This is a genomic window from Mycoplasmopsis ciconiae (genome assembly GCF_036350065.1).
Lineage (GTDB): Bacteria > Bacillota_I > Bacilli_A > Mycoplasmatales > Metamycoplasmataceae > Mycoplasmopsis > Mycoplasmopsis ciconiae.
In genome coordinates this window covers 138,133-157,795 of sequence record NZ_JAZDWZ010000001.1, presented here as the reverse complement: position 1 = coordinate 157,795, position 19,663 = coordinate 138,133, and the positions used below count along the sequence as shown (strand labels likewise).

Here is a 19,663-nt window from a genome sequence, read left to right as displayed (position 1 = left end):
GTTTCTAAATTTTTCGAAAATATAGACTCTCTCATCACACTTCATCAGCGTAAGTCAAAAAACATAAAATAATCAAAGATTTAACCACTAACAAAATCTTTGACACTGATTTTGATATTAAAAAGTGCTTAAGGAAAATGAAACTTAGATTTTTCATACTTAAAATCGGCTATGGTTAAAAATATGGTTAAAAAGAAAAAAACACATCCACAGAGGATGTGTTGATGTCTATTTGAGTATTTATTTGTTAGAGTATTTTTTGACTAATTTTTTAATTAATTCAACCTTGTCTAACTTTTCTCAAGTAAAGTTTTCACCTTCTCTACCAAAGTGACCAAAATAGCTTGTTTTAGAGTAAATTGGTTTTCTTAAATCTAAAGTTTCGATGATTCCTTTAGGTGTTAAATCGAAAACTTCTGAAACTATTTTTTCAATAATTTCTTCATCTACATTATTTGTATTGAAAGAATTAATGTTGATTGAAACTGGTTTAGCTTGACCAATAGCATAAGCTATTTGAATTTCTATTTTATCAGCTAGTTGTGCAGCAACTAAATTTTTTGCAACATATCTAGCAGCATAAGCGGCACTTCTGTCTACTTTGGTTGCGTCTTTTCCACTAAAAGCTCCACCACCATGGTGTGCGTAACCTCCGTATGTGTCTACAATAATTTTTCTACCAGTTAATCCTGTGTCACATCAAGGCCCACCTAAAACAAATTTTCCTGTCGGGTTAATTAAAATTTTTTCGACTGTGTCAAAACCAAATTCTTTTAGTGTTGGATAAATAATTTCTTCTTTAATATAATTGAAGAATTCATTTTGATCATATTTCTCATCATGTTGAATTGACATTAAAACTGTGTCAATTTTTGTGTTATTTGCATCTGTATAATCAACAGTAACTTGACTTTTCATATCCGCTTTTGCATATTTAAAAAGTCTTTTACTTCTTAATTCTTCAGCTTTTTGACATAAACGGTGAGCAATATTTATTGCTAAAGGCATGTAATTTGATGTTTCGTTTGTCGCGAATCCAAACATAATACCTTGATCTCCAGCACCTATGTCATCATTTTTTAAATCAACTCCCTGAGCTATGTCTGGACTTTGTTGTTTGATATCGGTAAAGAAATTGGTATCGTAACTATAGTATCCTAGAATTTTAAGAATGTTTTGCGCAATCTCTTTAACATTAATTTTGGCACGTGAATTTACTTCACCAGCTATTAAAACATTATTACCACTAGCCATTACTTCAATGGCAACTTTAGAGTGCGGATCTAATTTTAAATACTCATCTAAAATTGCATCAGATATCTGATCACAAACTTTATCTGGGTGTCCTCTACCCACACTTTCACTTGTAAATAATTTTTTCATTATAAACTCTCCTGATTTATTTGATTAGCTTAAAAAGAGAGTATAAAAAATACCGCATGTTGGTTTTTTAAACCCTGACTATCCACCTTACAAACAAGCAGGTTGGCAATGGTCTTAGCTGTCAAGCTACCATACTCTTAATGCTAATCTTTTGAATTATAACAGAGAAATGATAAAACATATTTTTTGTTTTTAAATTAGTAAAAAAATGAAATTTAACCTATTAAATTGCATTTTTTTAACTTTTTGCAATTTATTAAAGAAAAATAGGTAAATTTCATTACTTGGTTTTAATAATATAATTTTCTATTTCATAAAAATATGAAAGATTATTATTTGCATAATATAAACTCTTAAAATATGTGGCTTTTAAAGCAAAGTGTAGCGCTTCAACCAAGGGTCTTTCAGAGTTATAAGCACTTAAGTGTGCCCCTATAAAAGCTTCTTCAAGGTAGTGATCATAATTATCAATCTTAATTTTTGGGCTTTCGGTTACGTCGCTATTAAAATATGAGAAAGCATTAATAAATTTATTTGTAGAGTTTTGAGTTATTTGCAAGCAGTGTAGTGCTTTAACATTTTTGTATGTTTGTAAGAACACTTCAGCCTTTCTTTTGAATGAATAACGATCTACTTCTATTTCGGTATTATCTTTTTCAAAAACTAAATCAATATATCCATAAACATAATCGCAATATTCTAAAAATTCTTGGCATAACCTAGTGAATTCGCTGAAATTTTTGAAAATGTCTGGACTGTAATTAAGATTAATAGAAACGCTTAATCCTTGATTTTTAGCATACCTTAAAAGTGTTAATCATGTATTTTTTAAATTACGATTACGATAAATATCAATCATACTTATGTAAATGTGCGAAATAGATTCGTCAATTAATTTTCTTAATTCAAAACTCAAACCTTCAGAAGCAGAAAAAGAAGTGTTACTTATATCATAAAAACGGGATTTATTTTTGTCTTGAGAGTTGTTTGTATATAAAGCACCAACTCTTCCTTCGTAATTCACCGTGTATGATTGAACATGATTTAAACTAAAAAAATCAATAATTTTTGAATAAAATAAATTATTTTGATCTAGGATTGTCAAAATCCGCACATCTTTAGTTAAACGACCAATGTTAGCAGCTACAATTGTTGAGCTTCCAGCTATTTTTACGTTGAAGTTATTTGTCTCATTAAATAAATATTTATCAGAGTCAAAATTAACTAAAGCTTCACCAATTACAAGCACTTTTTTACTATTATTATTAGAGTTCATATAAACATATTATAAGCAAAATAAAAACTCTAAATAAAATAAATTGCAAAAGACTTGTTTATAAAAAAATAAAAAAACAAAATAAAAAATACAAAAAGATGGAAAAAGATATGGAAAACGTCATAATAATGAAACTATTCCGTTTTTTAACTAATTTATTCAATTTATTTTGTTTTTTTGAACGAAAAAAGCCTGTTTTTTTTTTTTTTTGTAAATATGTGAATATGAAAATTTTTTTCATATATTTAAAAATAAATTTTGTTCATTAATATTATCTTTATTTGTTTTTTTAAATCTATAATTATAAAAGTATGAATAAAAACGAACAAAATCAAGAACAAATAAAACAAAAATATTTAAGCATTATAGACTTAATTTTACAGTGAAATCATGAGTATTATAATCTGGATAAGCCAACAGTCGCAGACAAAGAATATGATAAATACTACAACGAATTATTATTAATCGAAAAAGAGTATCCACAATTAAAAGTTGATTATTCTCCGACTAACTTTATTGGGGGTATAGCTTCGAATAAATTCACAAAAGTAAAACATAAAAACCCGATGCTTAGCTTAAATAAAGCTTACACTATTGAAGAAATTGAAAAATATATTGAGAATATATCTGAAAAAGTCGATGTTATGGATTTATTATTCTCGCTAGAGTATAAAATTGATGGCTTAAGTATCGCATTGCACTATAGTGAAGGCAAATTAGTAAAAGCTTTAACTAGAGGAGATGGAGTAGAAGGCGAGGATGTAACCGAGAATGTTTATCAGATATCATCTATTCCTAAAAAAATAGATTATTTAAAGGATTTAGAAGTTAGAGGTGAAGTATTTCTAACAAAACAACAATTTCAAATTAACAATAATAAATATTTTGAAGATTTAAAAACAAAAGAAGCTAAAAAGCCTATAAACGAGCAAAAAAGTGACGAAGAACTTAAGAAAATGCTTTTTGCTAATCCAAGAAATGCCGCAAGCGGGACACTTAGACAAAAAGACAGCAGAATTGTTAAAGATAGAAATTTAAGTGCATATTTATATGAAATAAGTGACGCACTAGAGCATAATATTAATACAATAAAAGAAAGTTTTGGATTCTTAAAAAGACATAATTTTCCAACTCAAAATTACAACTTTTACGCAGAAAATATTGACGAAATAGCTGAAGAGATTGATAAATTTAGTGTTGTTAAAAATAATTTAGACTATGACGTAGATGGTTTTGTCATAAAGTTCAATTTTATTAAGTACTTTGATAAATTAGGTTATACAAGTAAATTTCCTCATTATGCTATCGCTTTCAAATTAGAAGGTGAAGAAGCCATAACTAAAATAAAGGATATTGAAACTTTTGTTGGTAGAACCGGAAAAATAACATATGTGGCTAACGTTGAAAAAGTATTATTAAACCAAACAAACGTGCAAAAGGCAACATTACACAATTATGAATTTATTCAAAAATTAAACTTAAATATAGGTGATCAAGTAAAAATTATTAAGGCTGGAGAGATAATTCCTAAGGTTATTGATCTAGCCCAAAAAAATTCAGTTGGCGTTTTTGAAAAGGTACTTAAGTGCCCTAGCTGTGAATCTACTTTAGTTTATGTTGAACAAAATGTAGATCAGTTTTGCTTAAATGATATGTGCCCTGAAAAAATTAAAAGAAGTTTAATTCATTTTTGTTCCAAAAAAGCCTTAAATATAAAAACATTAGGTAACAAAACCATAGATATATTTTTTGATAAAAAAATAGTTAACAATATTCAAGATATTTTTAATCTCGAAAATAAATATCAACAACTGATTCAACTAGATAAATTCCAAGATAAAAAAGTTCAAAACATATTAAATTCAATTGAAAAATCTTTAAAAGTTGAGTTATACCGTGTTCTTTATGGATTAGGAATTAAGGATGTTGGTCTAAGAGCAAGTAAATTAATTTGTCAAAAAATTACAGAAATTAAAGACCTTTTAGAGATTGACTTAGATGAGCTAATTCATATTAAAGATATAGGAGAAAAAACTATTTTATCTCTTAAAAAATATATTCAAAACGACAAAAACAAAGAATTGATATTATTTTTAAACAATATTTTTGTTCAAGAAGATACACAAAAGCAAAAACTCTCAAATAAACTCGAAAATATGAATATTTGTATTACCGGAAAATTATCTATGTCTAGAGATGAGTATTTTGATTTTTTAAATTCGCACGGAGCTAAAACATCTACAGATGTTACAAAAGACGTAACACACTTATTAGTAGGGGATAAACAACAAACTTCAAGTAGTTCCAAATACAAAAAAGCAATCAAAAATAATGTTGTTATTATTGATGAAAATGATTTAAAAAATCTTTTAAAATAATCTGGAATTTGCTAATATTTATACATGAAAAAGAAAACTCCAAAAATGATTATAACTGAGTCTTGTTGTGAAAAGGCAAAAGCTTCAAAAATTCAAGGTTTTGCTGTTTTCAAAAAAGACCCTTCACAAAATGAACATGATCCTGATTGTTGCAATTATCAAGCAAAACAAGATCAAATAGCTCGTGAAGCGATGTTAATTAATTACAAAATTGGTAAATATCTAATAAACACTGAAACTAAAATGAGTTTCAAACAAATCATTCATTTATACTGATATAAAGTAATATTAATTATATTGAGCGCTTTTGTGTTTAACTTTGCAATTAACGTGTTTTTATTCCATGCTCATACAATACCAAGTGGTTTAACAGGGATTCCTACTTTAATTATTTTGTTAAACTCAAATATAAAACCATACTTTGCTTTATTATATTTAGCTGTAAACATACCAATGTTCATAATCTTTGGTCGTAAAATTAAACTCCAGTTTACGATTATGACTGCAATTTTTATGTTTGCTCAAATTGGAAGTAACTTAATTTTTACAGATAAAATAGTAAGTTCGCTTCATGATTTCTTTAATTTTGCTCCAGGTTGAGATGATGCAAATCAAGGTTTTAACACATGACCTTCACTACTTTATGGGGTAATTGGGGCATCTATGACTTCTATAGCTGTTGCTATATCATGAAAAGCCGGTGGTTCAACTGGTGGAACTGACTTTATTAGTTATTATTATTCAACAAAAACCAAGAAAAACATTTCAGGTATTATGACTTTAGTATCATTAATTGGAGCTGTTATTTTCTTAGTTATTTACTCTATATTACAACCTGTTACATATACAAAAATTGTTGATGGTAAAGAAGAATCAGTAAGAATATTATTTGGTATGAGAGAATTATCTACTTTTATGTATATTGCTGTAAATGGTTTAATTATTAATTTAGTTTATCCAAAATACGCAAAAGTTAAAGTTACAATTTCATGCAGTAATCCTGAAAAAGTTTTAGGTTATTTAAAACTAATTAACTACTGACACGGTTACCAAGTTATAACAATGAATAGTGGATATTCTGGTCAACAAATTTACAGAATAGAAACAGTAATGTTATTGATGGAAACCAAAAGTATAATTCACGATATTAAAAAAGTTGATCCAAGTGTCTTTATTACTACATTTAAGGTTAATTCGTTATTTGGTAACTTTAATACCGCTTATGTTGAAAGATAAAAAACGTCAATGACGTTTTTTTATTTTTGTATATTTTCAAATAACTTTATATAATTTATAACGTGAAAAAAACTAAGAAACTTTGAACATATTTATTTGCAATGACTTTAATTAGTGGGGTTTTTGTTAGCTCTTGTGATTTTTCAATTTCGAAAAAATCAGATCCTGAACTTGAACAAACTCCTAAAGAAAATGACAAAGATATAAAAATTCAAAACCAGCCACAAATTAAGGATCAACAACCACCCAAACAGCCACAAACAAATGTCATTCTTAAAGAAAACGAATACAACAATATAAGAATAATTGATGGCGATACTGCTTATTTATGAAAAAACAATGATTTTGAAACAGAAATAAAAGTTAGATTCTACGGAATTGATGCCCCTGAAACATTTAAAGAATCTAAACCCGAAAATAAACTAGCACCAAAAGAAAATTATTATGCTCAGCAAGCTAAAGACCTTTTAAGTAATTACGTTAAATCTAATCCCGATAACATTTACACTTTAAATCCACTTAAAAAAGATCATTATGATCGTCAAGTAGGGATTATCACTGATAAAAACGATAACGATTTATCAAAAATGGTTTTAGCGCAAGGTTTAGCTATGGTTTGATATATTACAACAGATCCCAAAAATAAGAATTTTGCAGTTAGAAACGACTTCGAACTAAATTATTACAATCAATTAATTCAAATCCAGAATCAAGCAAGAAGTCAAAAAATAGGAATTTGATCAGAAAAAAGCATTAAAAATTCATATTACAACAGAAAAAGAATCAATTATTAAAGGATAAAATGCAAAAAACATTAAATTTAATTAAAGCAAAACAAGAGCAAAAAAGTCAAATACTTAAACTTTTAGAACAATCACCATACGAAAATTTATTTATAATCGCTGATATTAACGAATTTGGTTTACAAAGTGATATTGTTGCTACTTATGTTAAATTTAAAGATCAACAACTAAAATCAGTTTATTATGTGTATTATGAAAATCTTCTTATTTTTGATCCTTATTCATTAATTGAAGATAAAGAATTAAAATGATTAATTGATCAATATAAAATTAAAAACATTATTACATTTTCTCAATCTAACTTGCACACAGCTAATTTGATAAAAAACAATAACATTGAATATCAATTAAAAAACGAGAACATGCTGATATTAGACAAATTAAATGATGCATTGGAAAATAACCAAAACTTAGCTTATTTAGCTGATGAAAGCGAAATAGAAAATATAATAGAATCAAGAAAACAAATTAAAGAATTTTCTGGACTAGGCAACCAATCATACGATTTGGATCATCAAAAACAAATTTATAAAAGTGGGTTTTATATTCCTTTTGTTATTAAAGAAAATAACCAAATTGTTTCTCACGCCTCTACTTCTTGTTTAACTAAGAACAGTGCCATGATAGGCGGGGTTTTTACGCTCAAAGAACACAGAAACAAATCATACGCAAAAATGTGTATGTTAAAATTAATTAAATACTTAGTTCAAAACAATATAAAACCTATTTTATTTTACGACAACCCTATCGCTGGTAAGGTTTATAAAGATTTAGGCTTTATAGATTACTCTCAAATTTACGTATACATCTTAAATTAACGATAAAAAAGAAAAAAACCAAAATTTAAATTTTGGTTTTTTATATTAAAATTTTGCCACTTTGTCTTCAATTTCAGCATCGTGTAATTTAACAATTTCGCTAGCACTTAAAGAACTAACATCAGCTAATTTAGTTCCACCAATTAAAATTGATTCAACTTTTTGAGCTCCTAAGAATTTTCATGTTCCTTCTAATCATTTAACATGGCTTCCTCATGGATATCAATCAGCTGGTGCTCCTTGAGTTGTTAAAATCATAACTTTTAAGTGATCTAATAAACCAATAGCATCACCTTTTTTAGAATATTTATAAGAAAATGTTTTGTTGGCAACGCAAATAGCATCAATAAAGTTTTTTACAATAGCACTTGGACCAAAATTTATCATAGGACATGAAATAACAACAGAATTTACTTGTTTTAATTTTTCAATCCAAAAGTCACTATCAACTTCTTTGTAGTATTTCATATCTTTTAAAGTTTCTTTTGTTAGGAAAACTTCAGCTAATTTAGTTTGGTCTAAGTCAATAACTTCAATTTCTGCACTTGGGTGTTTTAAAGCGTATAATTCCAAAAATCTTTTTTCTAATTGATTAGAAATAGATTTGTCATCAGCCATTACATTACCGTGTAAAAAAAGTACTTTTTCCATATTTTACTCCTTATTTTTTATGCTCAAATTATAACACTAAAAAACGAAAAAGTTAAATTTTAGTTAATTTTTAAAATAAAAATACATTTTTTTCTTTATTTGCTGAATTTGACTTTTGGTAGTCTCATTTAAATGTTGACTCTTTTGTTTTAATTTCTCCATTATCCGAAATGCTAGCTTTTATCAATCCCACCAGTGGTGCAATAGCACTAATTAAAGATGGTAAGGTGCTAACCAACAGCGCCAAAGAACTCCCTGGAGTTATCTTTGAATACTCTTGAGGAGTTAATTTTTCAAACTCATTTAATTTCATAAACCTCCCATACATATTTGTGTTTAAATTGTATTTTGGACTAAATTTAAACTATTTTGTTTATATCTGCGTGCAGTTTACTTTAAATGCTAAAGCTCATTAAATAAAAAAACAATAGCTTAAAGCTACTGTTTTAGATGTTATGATTATTATTAAATATATTAAGCTTTGTTGTTTGATCCAAATTCGTGAATTTTATCTCTAACTGTTTGACACATTGCATCATAACCTGGTTTGTATAATTTACGTGGGTCAAAATTCTTAGCTTCTAAATCTTTACCACTTTCAATGTATGCACGTAAAGCTTTGTGGTTAGCTTGTTGTAATTCTGTGTTAACGTTAATTTTTGTAACACCTTCTGAAATAGCACGTTTAATTTGATCGCTAGGAATTCCGCTTCCTCCGTGTAATACAATACCAATTCCTGCTGCTTTAGAAATTTCTTGTAATGTTTCAAAGCTTAATGATTTTCATGATTCTGGGTATGGACCGTGAATGTTTCCGATTCCTGCTGCTAAAACATCAATACCTAAAGCTGCCATTTTTTTAGCTTGTTCTGGGTCAGCTAATTCTCCATCACCAACAATACCATCTTCTTCACCACCGATAGTACCAATTTCAGCTTCAACTGACATATTTGCTTTTTTAGCTAATTCAACTAATTCTTTTGTTTTAGCGTAGTTTTCTTCAAATGGGAAGTGTGATCCATCAAACATTAATGATGTATATCCTGCTTCAATAGCTTTTTTAGCACCTTCGTATGAACCATGATCTAAGTGTAAAGCAACTGGAACTGTAATGTTTAAATCTTTAACTAAACCTTTAACCATTCCTGTAACTACATCAAATCCACCCATGTATTTAAGTGCACCTTCACTTGTAGCAACAATAACTGGTGAGTTTTCAGCTTGTGCTGTTAATAAAACTGCTTTAGCTCACTCTAAATTATTAATATTAATGTGAGGAACTGCATATTTTCCTTCGTATGCTTTTTTAAGCATTTCTTTTGCATTAACTAATGCCATAATTCTCCTTAATATTTAGCAACTTTTATCTATAAGCTGGACTTCATGTTCCATCATTATTTCTAACAAAACGACCATCAACAGTTAATAAACGGTATAATTCACCCATTTTTTTAACTCTTAATTTAGCGTAAGTTAGTTTATCATTAACTAATTCTTGGTTTCATCTGTCCATTAATTCGTTTTCAACATTTTCAAAAATGTCTTCAAATTCATATGCGTCGCTTTCTTTATTGTTAACAACAGATAAAGCTACGTCTAGCATTGTTTTCATAGTTGCTCCTTGTGTTTTTTTAAATTATAGTTTTTTTTAAATTAATTTTCATTTTATTTACATTACTTGCAAAAATAATGTGGGATTTTTGCAATAGTAATATTTAAATTATCTATGTTTTTTTGAAATTTTTAAGCATAATTTTTGTGTTTTTTGCAGCAGTTGATACTTTGTAAAAACAGGGGGTAAAATCATTATTGCAATAAAAGTAAAAAAGACAATTATAGATAAAATCTTACCTTGGATTTCGTAGTTTATTTTCTCGATTAAAGTCTCTGATATCTCTAGTGTATTTTTTTGATTAATTAAAAGTGGCAATTCAACAAAAGGTAAGCTAAAGTTGACAACTAAAACAACACCCATAAAAAGAACAATAATCGCATTAACACTAATAAATCATTTAGGATATTTATTTTTGTTTTTAAGCGCATCTTTTATAGCTCCGTAACAACTTAAAGCTATAAAACCAAAAATAATTAAACTAATTCAGTTGCTTATTAAGTCAGCAAAATTATATAAACTGCTCATTTTAGAACCATATAGTTGATAAAAATCATCATTTTTTTCTGGATAAAATAAAATTCCAGCAACAATGAAAACAAAAACTATTGGAAAAATTAAAACAAGTGAATATAACAATCCAACTTTAGTAGAATGTGGTTTGATTAGTTTTTTTAATTTTTTTGAAAAAGGTATTTCTTCTAACTTGATTAACTCAATAATAAATCTAGGGATTCAAAAACTAAAACCATTAATTATTCCAATTACTCCTATTCCTATAAATAAGTTAATTAAGGCAAAAACTCATTGATAGTTATAAGTTTTTAAAAAATCTAAAAACTTCTTAAAATCTCCTCTACCGTTAATTGACATACTTAGAGCAATAATTAAGTGTAAAATTGTCACAACCACCAACCCAATCATTAAAGCCTTAGGCGCTTTTTTAGGTTCTTTTAATTCTTCTGAAATACCAGTAGCCACATAAAAACCATCATAAGCAAAAAATATTCCTGCTCAGGAAATAAACAATCCTATCCCAGGAGCAAATTTGTAAATGCTAAATACTTGCTCAGAAGGGTTGTAATCATTTTTTGTTAATCAATTTACATTAATTTCTTTTGAATAAACAAAATAAATTAATGCCACAACTACACTAGCTACAATTGCTAAAATTTTAAAAATAAGTGTAATGTTATTATTTGCACTTGCGTATTTAGCACTTAAGCCTGAGGTAAACAATAAATATAAATTAATTAATACTAATAAAGTAATTCATATTAGATAATCATATTCGCCGTTTCCGATAATAACATTAATGTTAAAAGCTTGCAGCGCATCCTGAAATGACATTATCGCGTATAAAGGCATCATAAAAAAAGTTATTGGTATGTTAATGTACAAACTAAAATTTTTGGACATTTGATAAACCATTCATCTATTAAACTTTTTATTTCATCCTACAATTGATAAATCACCATTAGTATCTGAAGTGATTTCTAATAAACTAAGTGCCATTAATAAAATTGCTAAACTCGCTATAATTCAGCTGAATATAGCCAAAATTAGGCTTGAATTATTTTGGGTGAGGACAGCTTCACTTTTGAAGAAAATACCTGCCCCTATTGAACTTCCGATCACAATTAAAATACCAGCAAAGAAATTTAATTTTTTATCTTTTTTGCTAGCTTTTTTGTTTTTAAGTTTTAAATTTTCTTTTTTCTTGAAAGAAGACATTATTTAAATTAAGTTTAAAATTTCTATTTTCTTAATTTATGCAACTTAAAACTTTTGTGAAACGGAAAATTAACAAAAAATTCTTTTTTAAAGAAAGTCCAAAAAACATGCAAAACATCAATAGTATGAAAGTAGATATTATTGGTATTAATTTCTGTGCTTTGAATATAGGTTAAATTAATAATATTTGTTTTCATATCTACTCCTTAAAATAATGTAATTATCTATATTTTAACACATAAAAACATTAATGCTTTATAATAGTAATTATGAAAAAAATATACGTTTGCGGGCCAACTGTTTATAATGATCCACACATTGGAAATATGCGCCCAATTATTACTTTTGACATTATTTTAAAGGCTGCTAGAGCTTTAAATATTGATTTTAATTTTGTTCATAATATCACAGATATAGACGATAAAATTATCAATCAAGCTCTAAGTCAAAATAAAAGCGAAAAGGAAATTTCTTCACACTACACAAATGAGTATTTTGAGCTGTTAAAAATGTTTAATGTTGATACTGTAACCAAATTTGAGTTAGTTACTGAAAATATTGATTTTATAGTTGAGTACATCAATAAATTAATAAAAAGCCAAAATGCTTATTTAGTAGGTCAAAATGTTTATTTTGATGTTCAAAAAAATCAAAATAACTATTCAAGAGTTTCAAATCAAAATTTGCAAATGATGAAAAATGACGAAAACGACTCTAATAAAAAGTTTTTTGCTGATTTTGCTTTGTGAAAAGATACTAGTGTAGGAATAAAGTTTGATTCTAATTTTGGTAAAGGAAGACCTGGTTGACACACTGAATGTTGTGCGCTAATATATAAAAATTTTGGTCAAGAGGGTGTGGATATTCACGGTGGCGGAATGGATTTAACTTTCCCACATCACGAAAATGAAAACATTCAACACTTTTCACTTTTTAATAAAGATTTAACTAAGGAGTGATTAAGAAGTGGCCAAATTAATCTCAATGACCAAAAAATGTCTAAAAGTTTAGGAAATGTTTTATTAGCCAAAGACTTTTTGGTTCAACACTCGCAAAATATATTTAGAATTTTTTTACTTTTAAGTGCTTTTAATGCACCAATTAATATTTCCCAAGAAAATATCAATAATGCTTATAAATATTTAAATAAAATTAAAAAGTTAAAATTTTTAACTTTATTAAATAATTTTAGTGACAAAAATAATGATTCAACGCAAAAAATAAATGAATTAATGAATTTAATTTGAAATAGAAATTTCAATGCCTTTAACAAGGAAATTAATGAATTAATCAAAGAGTATAACAAATCAAAAAACGACTTATATGCCTATATTTGTGTTAAATCGTTCGAAAACTTAGGTATTGTTTTTGATGAAGATTTTCAAAAATATATAAAGATTTACAAACAATGAAAAGAAGCATTAAGCCAAAAAGATTATTCTCAAGCTGATAAATTTAGAGAAATTTTAATAAAAAAAGATTTAATATAAATTTAAATTTTGAATTTAACAAAAATAAATAAAAGGGGTAAATATGTCAAAATTAATTATGAGTGGACGTAATTCTGTTATAGAAGCTGTTAAATTTAATTTTCCGATTGAAAAAATTTGAGTAACTAATCAAAAAGATAAAGATTTAATTTTAAAACTTAAAAAACAAAATTTTAAAATTGAAATTATTGATAAAAACACTATTAATCAGCAAATTAAAGAAAACCACCAAAACTTTGTAGCTTTTATTAAGAATATTGACACTCACCCCCTTGAAGTTATATATAAGGATAAACCTATGAGTGTATTGATTTTAGATCACATTCAAGATCCTCATAATTTTGGTGCAATAATCAGAACAGCAAATGCAGCAGGGGTTAAACACATTATTTATCCAAAAGATAGAGCTGCAGACATCACCTCAACAGTTTTAAAAATTAGTAGTGGTGGGTTTGTGGACATGAAATTCATTAAGGTTGCTAGTATATCAGCTGCAATAACTTCACTTAAGAAAAATAACTTTTGGATTTACGCTAGCAACTTAAATGAAAACGCTCATTCATACAACCAAGTAAATTACAACTTTCCTTTAGCTTTGGTTGTTGGAAATGAACAAGAAGGAATTTCTAAATCCACTTTAAAAATGAGTGATATGGAAATTTATATTAACCAAAGAGGTAGCGTACAGTCAATTAATGTTTCTGTAGCTACTGGAATACTGTTGTTTAAAATTAACGAATTTTTATAAAACTAGGAGTTTTCTTGAAGAAGAAAATCGTTATTCCCAATCCAATTTTAAGAGATGAGATTGTCAAGTATTTTAAAGTTGTTAATTTTAATAGCCTTTACCATTATTTAGAATTTAAATATAGCGGTTACATTCGTTCTTTTTTAGCTAAAGAGTTTTTAACATCAAACAAATGAGTCAAAAACGATACTGCTTTAATTACACACGAAGCATTAGATTATTTAGTTAAACTATCTTTAGATTCTAAAATTCAAGAAATCGTTCAATTAGATAAATATTTAATTGGAAAACTTAAATATTATTTTTATTCATTAAAATCTAAAAACATATCAAGACAAAATTACTTCGAAGATAACTTAATATCTTCACTTAAGAAAAGTTCGAATATACAAACTTATACTTTACCGACATTTAAAAATCACTTTATAAATCTAAATCTCGAAGAAAAGAAATTTATAAAGAATTTTTTCAATAATAATTTCGAATTTTACTCAACACAAAAAATTAACGATCTAGTTAATTCATTAATTAAAATTTAACAAAAACATGTTCTTTAATCCTTTTTTGTAAACTAAAAATGTTCAATTTATTACCTGATAAACAAAAATTATTCAATCAATAAATACATAATATTTAGCCATAGATTCATATCTATGGTTTTTTATTTGTTTAAATATACAAAAAGTTCTTTTTCGGTATAAATTAAGTGCAAAAATTGTCTTTTTATAATTTTTTATGTACAAATGTGGTAAAAATTTTCCATAATTGTGCTGAATCTGATTTTTCTAAAATGAAACTATTTTTATTTTTGCTTATAAATGATTTTGAAAACTAACTTTTTAGCCTATTTTATAGTTTAAAAAGTAAAAAAGTTATTTAAATCACTTATTTTTGCTAAAAAATAATTTTTTTGTTAAATAGTATAATTAATTTACAAGATTATATTATTTACACAAAATAAAAGAGGTCATTATGAAATTCAAAAAAATCAAAAAAGTTTTACCTGCACTTGCGTTATCAGCATCTTTAATTGCAGCAACTTCATGTGCTAAAAATGATGATGATTTAAACAAACAAATGAATGATAAAAATCAATCATTAGATAAACAAAATTCATTACTACAAAATCAATTAAACGATGTTTTATCTGCTAAAGAAAAAATTGTTAATCAAGTTAAAGAATTAAAAAAAGCTAATGATGAAAAAATCATCACAAATCAAAACTTAGCAGAGCAATTAAATAAAATGATTTCTTTAAAAAATGAAGAAATCTCTTTAGTTAACAAACAAATTGAAGATCTCAATAATAAAATGACCTCTGATCAAAGTTCCTTAAACAACAATAGTCAAATGGTAGAAGTTTTACAAACTCAAAAAAATGATTTAGACGCTAAAATCAATACCATTTCTTTAGAATTAGAAGAAAAAACCAAAACAAGAGATGAAGCTAAAAAATTAGTTGAAAATCTTAGAAAAAGAATTGAAATTACTAAGAAAGCTCAAAAAGATCCAAAATTTATCAAAGAACTTGAAAAACAAATGAGCGAAGCTAATGACGATTTATTATTAAAAAATAACGAACTTGATTTAATGATTCAAAATAAAGCGCAAATGGATCAAAACCTAAAATTAAAAAGTGCGCAAATTGACGATCTCTCAAAACAAATTAATAACTTATCTAAAAATATTGAAGACACAAAAAATAACATTTTAAAAATGCAAGAAAATGTTAAAAATTTAAACGAAGAAAATGCTCATTTAAAGTCAGATTTTAACGATGCAAATTCCAATAATATTAAAATGAATGAATCTAAAATCAATTATGATTCACAAATTTCTAAATTAAATGACTCTATTTCTAAATTAAAAAATCAAATTCAAGAAGAAAAACTTAGAAAAGAAGCTGAAGAAAGAGAAAGATTAGCAAGAGAACAAAGAGAAAGAGAAGAACAAGAAAAACAAAGACAAGCAGAAGAAGCTAAAAAACGTGAACAAGAAGAAATTAGAAAACAACAAGAATTAGAACGTCAAAAAGCAGAGGAAGAAAAACGAAAAGCTCAAGAACAAGCCGAAAAAGAAAGATTAGCTCAAGAAGAAAGAGATAAAGAAGCTGAACGCGAAAGACAAGAAAAATTAGAACGTGAAAAAGCTGCTAAAGAAGAAGCTCAAAGACAGCAAGAATTAGAACGTCAAAGAGCTGAACAAGAAGAAAACGAAAGATTAGCAAGAGAGAAAAAAGAAGTCGAAGAAGCTAAAAAACGTGAGCAAGAAGAAAAACTTAGAAAAGAAGCTGAAGAGCAAGAAAAACAAAGACAAGCAGAAGAAGCTCAAAGACAACAAGAATTAGAACGTCAAAAAGCAGAGGAAGAAAAAAGAAAAGCCCAAGAACAAGCTGAAAAAGAAAGATTAGCAAAAGAACAAAAAGAAGCTGAAGAAGCTAAAAAACGTGAGCAAGAAGAAAAACTTAGAAAAGAAGCTGAAGAAGCTCAAAGACAACAAGAATTAGAACGTCAAAAAGCAGAAGAAGAAAAAAGAAAGGCTCAAGAACAAGCCGAAAAAGAAAGATTAGCTCAAGAAGAAAAACAAAGAGAAGCTGAGCGTCAAAAAGCGGCAGAAGAAGCTAAAAAACAAGCTGAACAAAGAGAAAGAAATTCTAACCAAATAAATAGTGAAAATAGTGTTCTTTATAAAGATGAATTAAAAAAATTAGTAGATTCAAATGGCCAAATTAATTTTGATTTTGTTGAGGATGCTAATATTCAAAAAACAAAAGAATTTTTATCAAAACAACTTGATGCTGTTATCCCGATTAAAGAAAGTGTTAAATTTAACCAAAACGAGCAATTCTTTGGACAAGGTAACCTTTTACAAGCTGTTGAAGGTAGAGATTATTTCTATCCAGAAAACGCCGAAAGAAAATTAAAAAACAGAATAACAAAACAAAAAACCAAAAATAGAGAAATTTTAATTCGCTACGGTAACGTTCCTCTTCCTTGAAAAGACGATAAAGACATAACTATAGATGACTTAGTTAATATGTTCGATATTATGAACTATGAATTATATTCAGGGGCTACATTCGGGCTAAGAAAAATTAGTTCAAATATGGTTGCTGATGCTCTTTTAAAATGAATGACTGAAAAATGAATAGATCACCCTTATTTATCTGGATCTAACGGTACATACAGATTTGCTGTTAAAGAAAACAACTCACAAATAAGTGACCCTATAAGTTCATCTGTTGTTCCTGATACTCCTGAAAACGATTTAAATAACGTTGGCTCAAAAATCTATAATAATAAAGATTATATAAATAATCGTGAAATATATGTTTCAAGAATATTTAGAGGTATTTATATTAACCAAGCATTTCAACCAGGCGAAAGAAGAAAAGGATTGGAAACTTATTATAAAGGTCTATTTAGCCAAATCAGACCAGGAATGACCGATTTAGATAAATTTTTAGCTGTATATAAATATGTCATAAGTAATATAGCTTACGGAGGTTCTTCAAACCCTTATTCACACTACTTCCAAAATGGTGTTTGTGCTGATTACGCAGCTGCGTTAATGGAAGCTTTAAATATTTTAGGAATTCCTTCTATATTTATTAACAGTGGTACTGTAGCTAACCCAAACGTTCAAGGACCACATGAGGTTGCATGAGTAAAATTGAATATTGATGGAACAGCTAAATGATACTCATCAGATTCAACATGAAATGATTATGGTGGTAACGCAACACTTTATGAACCTTCATGAGGATCTAATAAAAACAGTGACTTAGCTGAAGAATATGGAGACGAGTGAAGAATTATAGGTACAGCTCAATTTACAGGTAGAAACGTTTCATATCCAACTGGTGACAAAAAATGGAAAAAAGCTTTCTTAATGTCTCCGTTTGATAAAAACGATTTATATAAACCTGTTGATAATTATTATGGTCAACAATATACAAATAATAGATTTTTAGGGCTTGTGTGAACAACTCCAATCCAAGATGAAGAGCAATTGATAAAAGAAGGTAAAAAGGTAGAAAACTACTATTCTAAAGATTCTTGAAGTTATATAGATAATAGCTATTTATCAGATTCAAATAAACCAAAGGGTACAGATTTTTCTAACCAGATATTCGTTAATGGTAGATGATTATTCATGAATAAAAACTCACGTACAAGTGATTTTCAAATGTTTTCAGCCTCTTCAAGTATTAACGATACAACTCCAAAAGATATAACAAATACCTTGCCTGAAAATGTTAAAAACGTTTTAAAAGGGAACAATCCTACCTATAACGATAAAACATTTAGTAAACCTTTAATGTTCCAATATTATGATTTTGTGCTTATGATGGGAGTGCAAAATCTTCAAAGTAGTGATAGAAAAGTACATGTATTTAAAATAAATAACCAAGGTTTTGATCCTAGTTATCATAAAGTGATAACCTTAACCGACGCTAATGTCCATTATCCAATTCATGATTTTAGTTTTAATAAACAATACACAAAAATCGAATATATAAAACAACAAACTTGAGAAGATAATAAAGCTTTAAGTGTTGATATACCACAAGATATATTAAACGACTTTAAACGTGCTATTAGCAATGACGCAGAAAACAGAAAATTAGAAATTCAAAAATTCAAGTTTTTTGTTAATACATTTAGAGAAGGTGAAGGCGCAAATAGATTAACCAAAGAGGTCAAAGACAACTTCTTTAAATCTCTTGAAAATGTGGATGTTAATGATTTTGAAAACAAATACGAAGAATTCGTTAGTGATAATTTTGCAACATCAAGCAAAAACATATACTTAAACTTACAAAATCCAATTATGTGAGTTAGCGATTGAGAAATGAATAATTATTTATCATTTAGAAATTTCGTTTTAGGTGATTTTTCAAACTTATTTAGTCAAAATTACAATTCAGCCATTTTTAGCGTTTATTATAAAAGACCTGGTGATACTCAATTTAAACTTTTATCAGATAAAATGCATGATTTAATAGTTAGAAAAAAAGCTCTTACAGAGCACCAAATCAACTTAAAACAAGACGTAGAATGGTATTATTCTATTAATGTTGGTAATGATACTTTAAGAAGCAATACATTTACAACAAAATATAATGCTGGCGATTATTCAAAACCACAAGATTTTGGTAAATTTGGTTTTACATTAGAAAAAAATAAATTTAGACCAGTATATTTTGCAACCAACAGAGATGAATATAACGACGAAGATAATTATGTAGTAGCGTATGAAGCACCAAGTGATTTATGAAGTGATGCTAAAGTGTTTTTTGTTGATGAAGATGGAGTTATTGAACAAATAAACGATTTACATTCAAGAAAAGGATATTTTGAATTAAAAGACTTAAATAAAAACGGTATTTACGTAATTATTTATAAATATCAAGGTAATTATTACTATTCAAACTTAATCTACCAAATCGGTAGAGATCAAGCGATAATGGACGTTGATAAATTCAAAAAAGCTCAAGATATAATTTTGAACAAAAGATGATAATTCTAAAA

At 27.2% G+C, this 19,663-nt stretch carries 16 protein-coding genes; 8 read left to right on the top strand and 8 right to left on the bottom strand.

Features of this window, described 5'->3' with window-relative positions:
• Positions 1 to 240: 240 nt before the first annotated feature.
• Together metK and V2E24_RS00605 are read right to left on the bottom strand one after the other, a co-directional pair.
• Positions 241 to 1,383 carry a methionine adenosyltransferase gene (gene metK, locus V2E24_RS00610; protein ID WP_330500493.1) on the bottom strand — a complete coding sequence of 381 codons (1,143 nt, stop codon included), beginning with the start codon at positions 1,381 to 1,383 and terminating at the stop codon, positions 241 to 243.
• A gap of 280 nt (positions 1,384 to 1,663) precedes the next feature.
• Positions 1,664 to 2,659 carry a hypothetical protein gene (locus V2E24_RS00605; RefSeq protein WP_330500492.1) on the bottom strand — a complete coding sequence of 332 codons (996 nt, stop codon included), beginning with the start codon at positions 2,657 to 2,659 and terminating at the stop codon, positions 1,664 to 1,666.
• 311 nt (positions 2,660 to 2,970) lie between these two features.
• Here V2E24_RS00605 and ligA point away from each other — a divergent pair, with 311 nt between their 5' ends.
• From ligA to V2E24_RS00585, 4 genes are all read left to right on the top strand, one after another.
• Entirely contained in the window at positions 2,971 to 5,037 is a 2,067-nt protein-coding gene (gene ligA, locus V2E24_RS00600; RefSeq protein WP_330500491.1) for an NAD-dependent DNA ligase LigA, read from the top strand.
• Positions 5,038 to 5,061: 24 nt separating this feature from the next.
• Positions 5,062 to 6,273 carry a YitT family protein gene (locus V2E24_RS00595; protein ID WP_330500490.1) on the top strand — a complete coding sequence of 404 codons (1,212 nt, stop codon included), beginning with the start codon at positions 5,062 to 5,064 and terminating at the stop codon, positions 6,271 to 6,273.
• A 62-nt stretch (positions 6,274 to 6,335) separates the two neighbouring features.
• Positions 6,336 to 7,067 carry a thermonuclease family protein gene (locus V2E24_RS00590; RefSeq protein WP_330500489.1) on the top strand — a complete coding sequence of 244 codons (732 nt, stop codon included), beginning with the start codon at positions 6,336 to 6,338 and terminating at the stop codon, positions 7,065 to 7,067.
• Positions 7,068 to 7,075: 8 nt separating this feature from the next.
• A complete protein-coding gene (locus V2E24_RS00585; protein WP_330500488.1) occupies positions 7,076 to 7,894 on the top strand; it encodes a GNAT family N-acetyltransferase in 819 nt (272 codons plus the stop codon).
• A 45-nt stretch (positions 7,895 to 7,939) separates the two neighbouring features.
• Here V2E24_RS00585 and V2E24_RS00580 read toward each other — a convergent pair whose 3' ends face one another.
• The 6 genes from V2E24_RS00580 to V2E24_RS00555 form a co-directional block, all read right to left on the bottom strand.
• A complete protein-coding gene (locus V2E24_RS00580; RefSeq protein WP_330500487.1) occupies positions 7,940 to 8,545 on the bottom strand; it encodes an FMN-dependent NADH-azoreductase in 606 nt (201 codons plus the stop codon).
• Positions 8,546 to 8,615: 70 nt separating this feature from the next.
• The gene (locus V2E24_RS00575; RefSeq protein WP_330500486.1) at positions 8,616 to 8,858 is read right to left on the bottom strand and encodes a hypothetical protein; all 243 of its coding nucleotides are present in this window, start codon (positions 8,856 to 8,858) and stop codon (positions 8,616 to 8,618) included.
• A gap of 161 nt (positions 8,859 to 9,019) precedes the next feature.
• The gene (fba, locus tag V2E24_RS00570) at positions 9,020 to 9,883 is read right to left on the bottom strand and encodes a class II fructose-1,6-bisphosphate aldolase (RefSeq protein WP_330500485.1); all 864 of its coding nucleotides are present in this window, start codon (positions 9,881 to 9,883) and stop codon (positions 9,020 to 9,022) included.
• Positions 9,884 to 9,908: 25 nt separating this feature from the next.
• Positions 9,909 to 10,157, bottom strand: a complete 249-nt coding sequence (gene rpoE, locus V2E24_RS00565) for a DNA-directed RNA polymerase subunit delta (RefSeq protein ID WP_330500484.1) — start codon at positions 10,155 to 10,157, stop codon at positions 9,909 to 9,911.
• 108 nt (positions 10,158 to 10,265) lie between these two features.
• On the bottom strand, positions 10,266 to 11,891 hold the full coding sequence (locus V2E24_RS00560) for an amino acid permease (protein WP_330500483.1): 1,626 nt from the start codon (positions 11,889 to 11,891) through the stop codon (positions 10,266 to 10,268).
• A gap of 23 nt (positions 11,892 to 11,914) precedes the next feature.
• A complete protein-coding gene (locus tag V2E24_RS00555; RefSeq protein ID WP_330500482.1) occupies positions 11,915 to 12,088 on the bottom strand; it encodes a hypothetical protein in 174 nt (57 codons plus the stop codon).
• A gap of 72 nt (positions 12,089 to 12,160) precedes the next feature.
• Between V2E24_RS00555 and V2E24_RS00550 the strand changes: the two genes are divergently transcribed.
• The 4 genes from V2E24_RS00550 (at position 12,161) to V2E24_RS00535 (ending at position 19,655) form a co-directional block, all read left to right on the top strand.
• Entirely contained in the window at positions 12,161 to 13,381 is a 1,221-nt protein-coding gene (locus V2E24_RS00550; RefSeq protein WP_330500481.1) for a class I tRNA ligase family protein, read from the top strand.
• Positions 13,382 to 13,424: 43 nt separating this feature from the next.
• Positions 13,425 to 14,129: a 23S rRNA (guanosine(2251)-2'-O)-methyltransferase RlmB gene (gene rlmB, locus V2E24_RS00545; protein ID WP_330500480.1), complete on the top strand. Its 705-nt coding sequence runs from the start codon at positions 13,425 to 13,427 to the stop codon at positions 14,127 to 14,129.
• 14 nt (positions 14,130 to 14,143) lie between these two features.
• Entirely contained in the window at positions 14,144 to 14,668 is a 525-nt protein-coding gene (locus tag V2E24_RS00540; protein ID WP_330500479.1) for a hypothetical protein, read from the top strand.
• 433 nt (positions 14,669 to 15,101) lie between these two features.
• Complete coding sequence (locus V2E24_RS00535) at positions 15,102 to 19,655, top strand: transglutaminase domain-containing protein (protein ID WP_330500478.1); 4,554 nt, start codon at positions 15,102 to 15,104, stop codon at positions 19,653 to 19,655.
• The last annotated feature ends 8 nt before the right edge of the window (positions 19,656 to 19,663 follow it).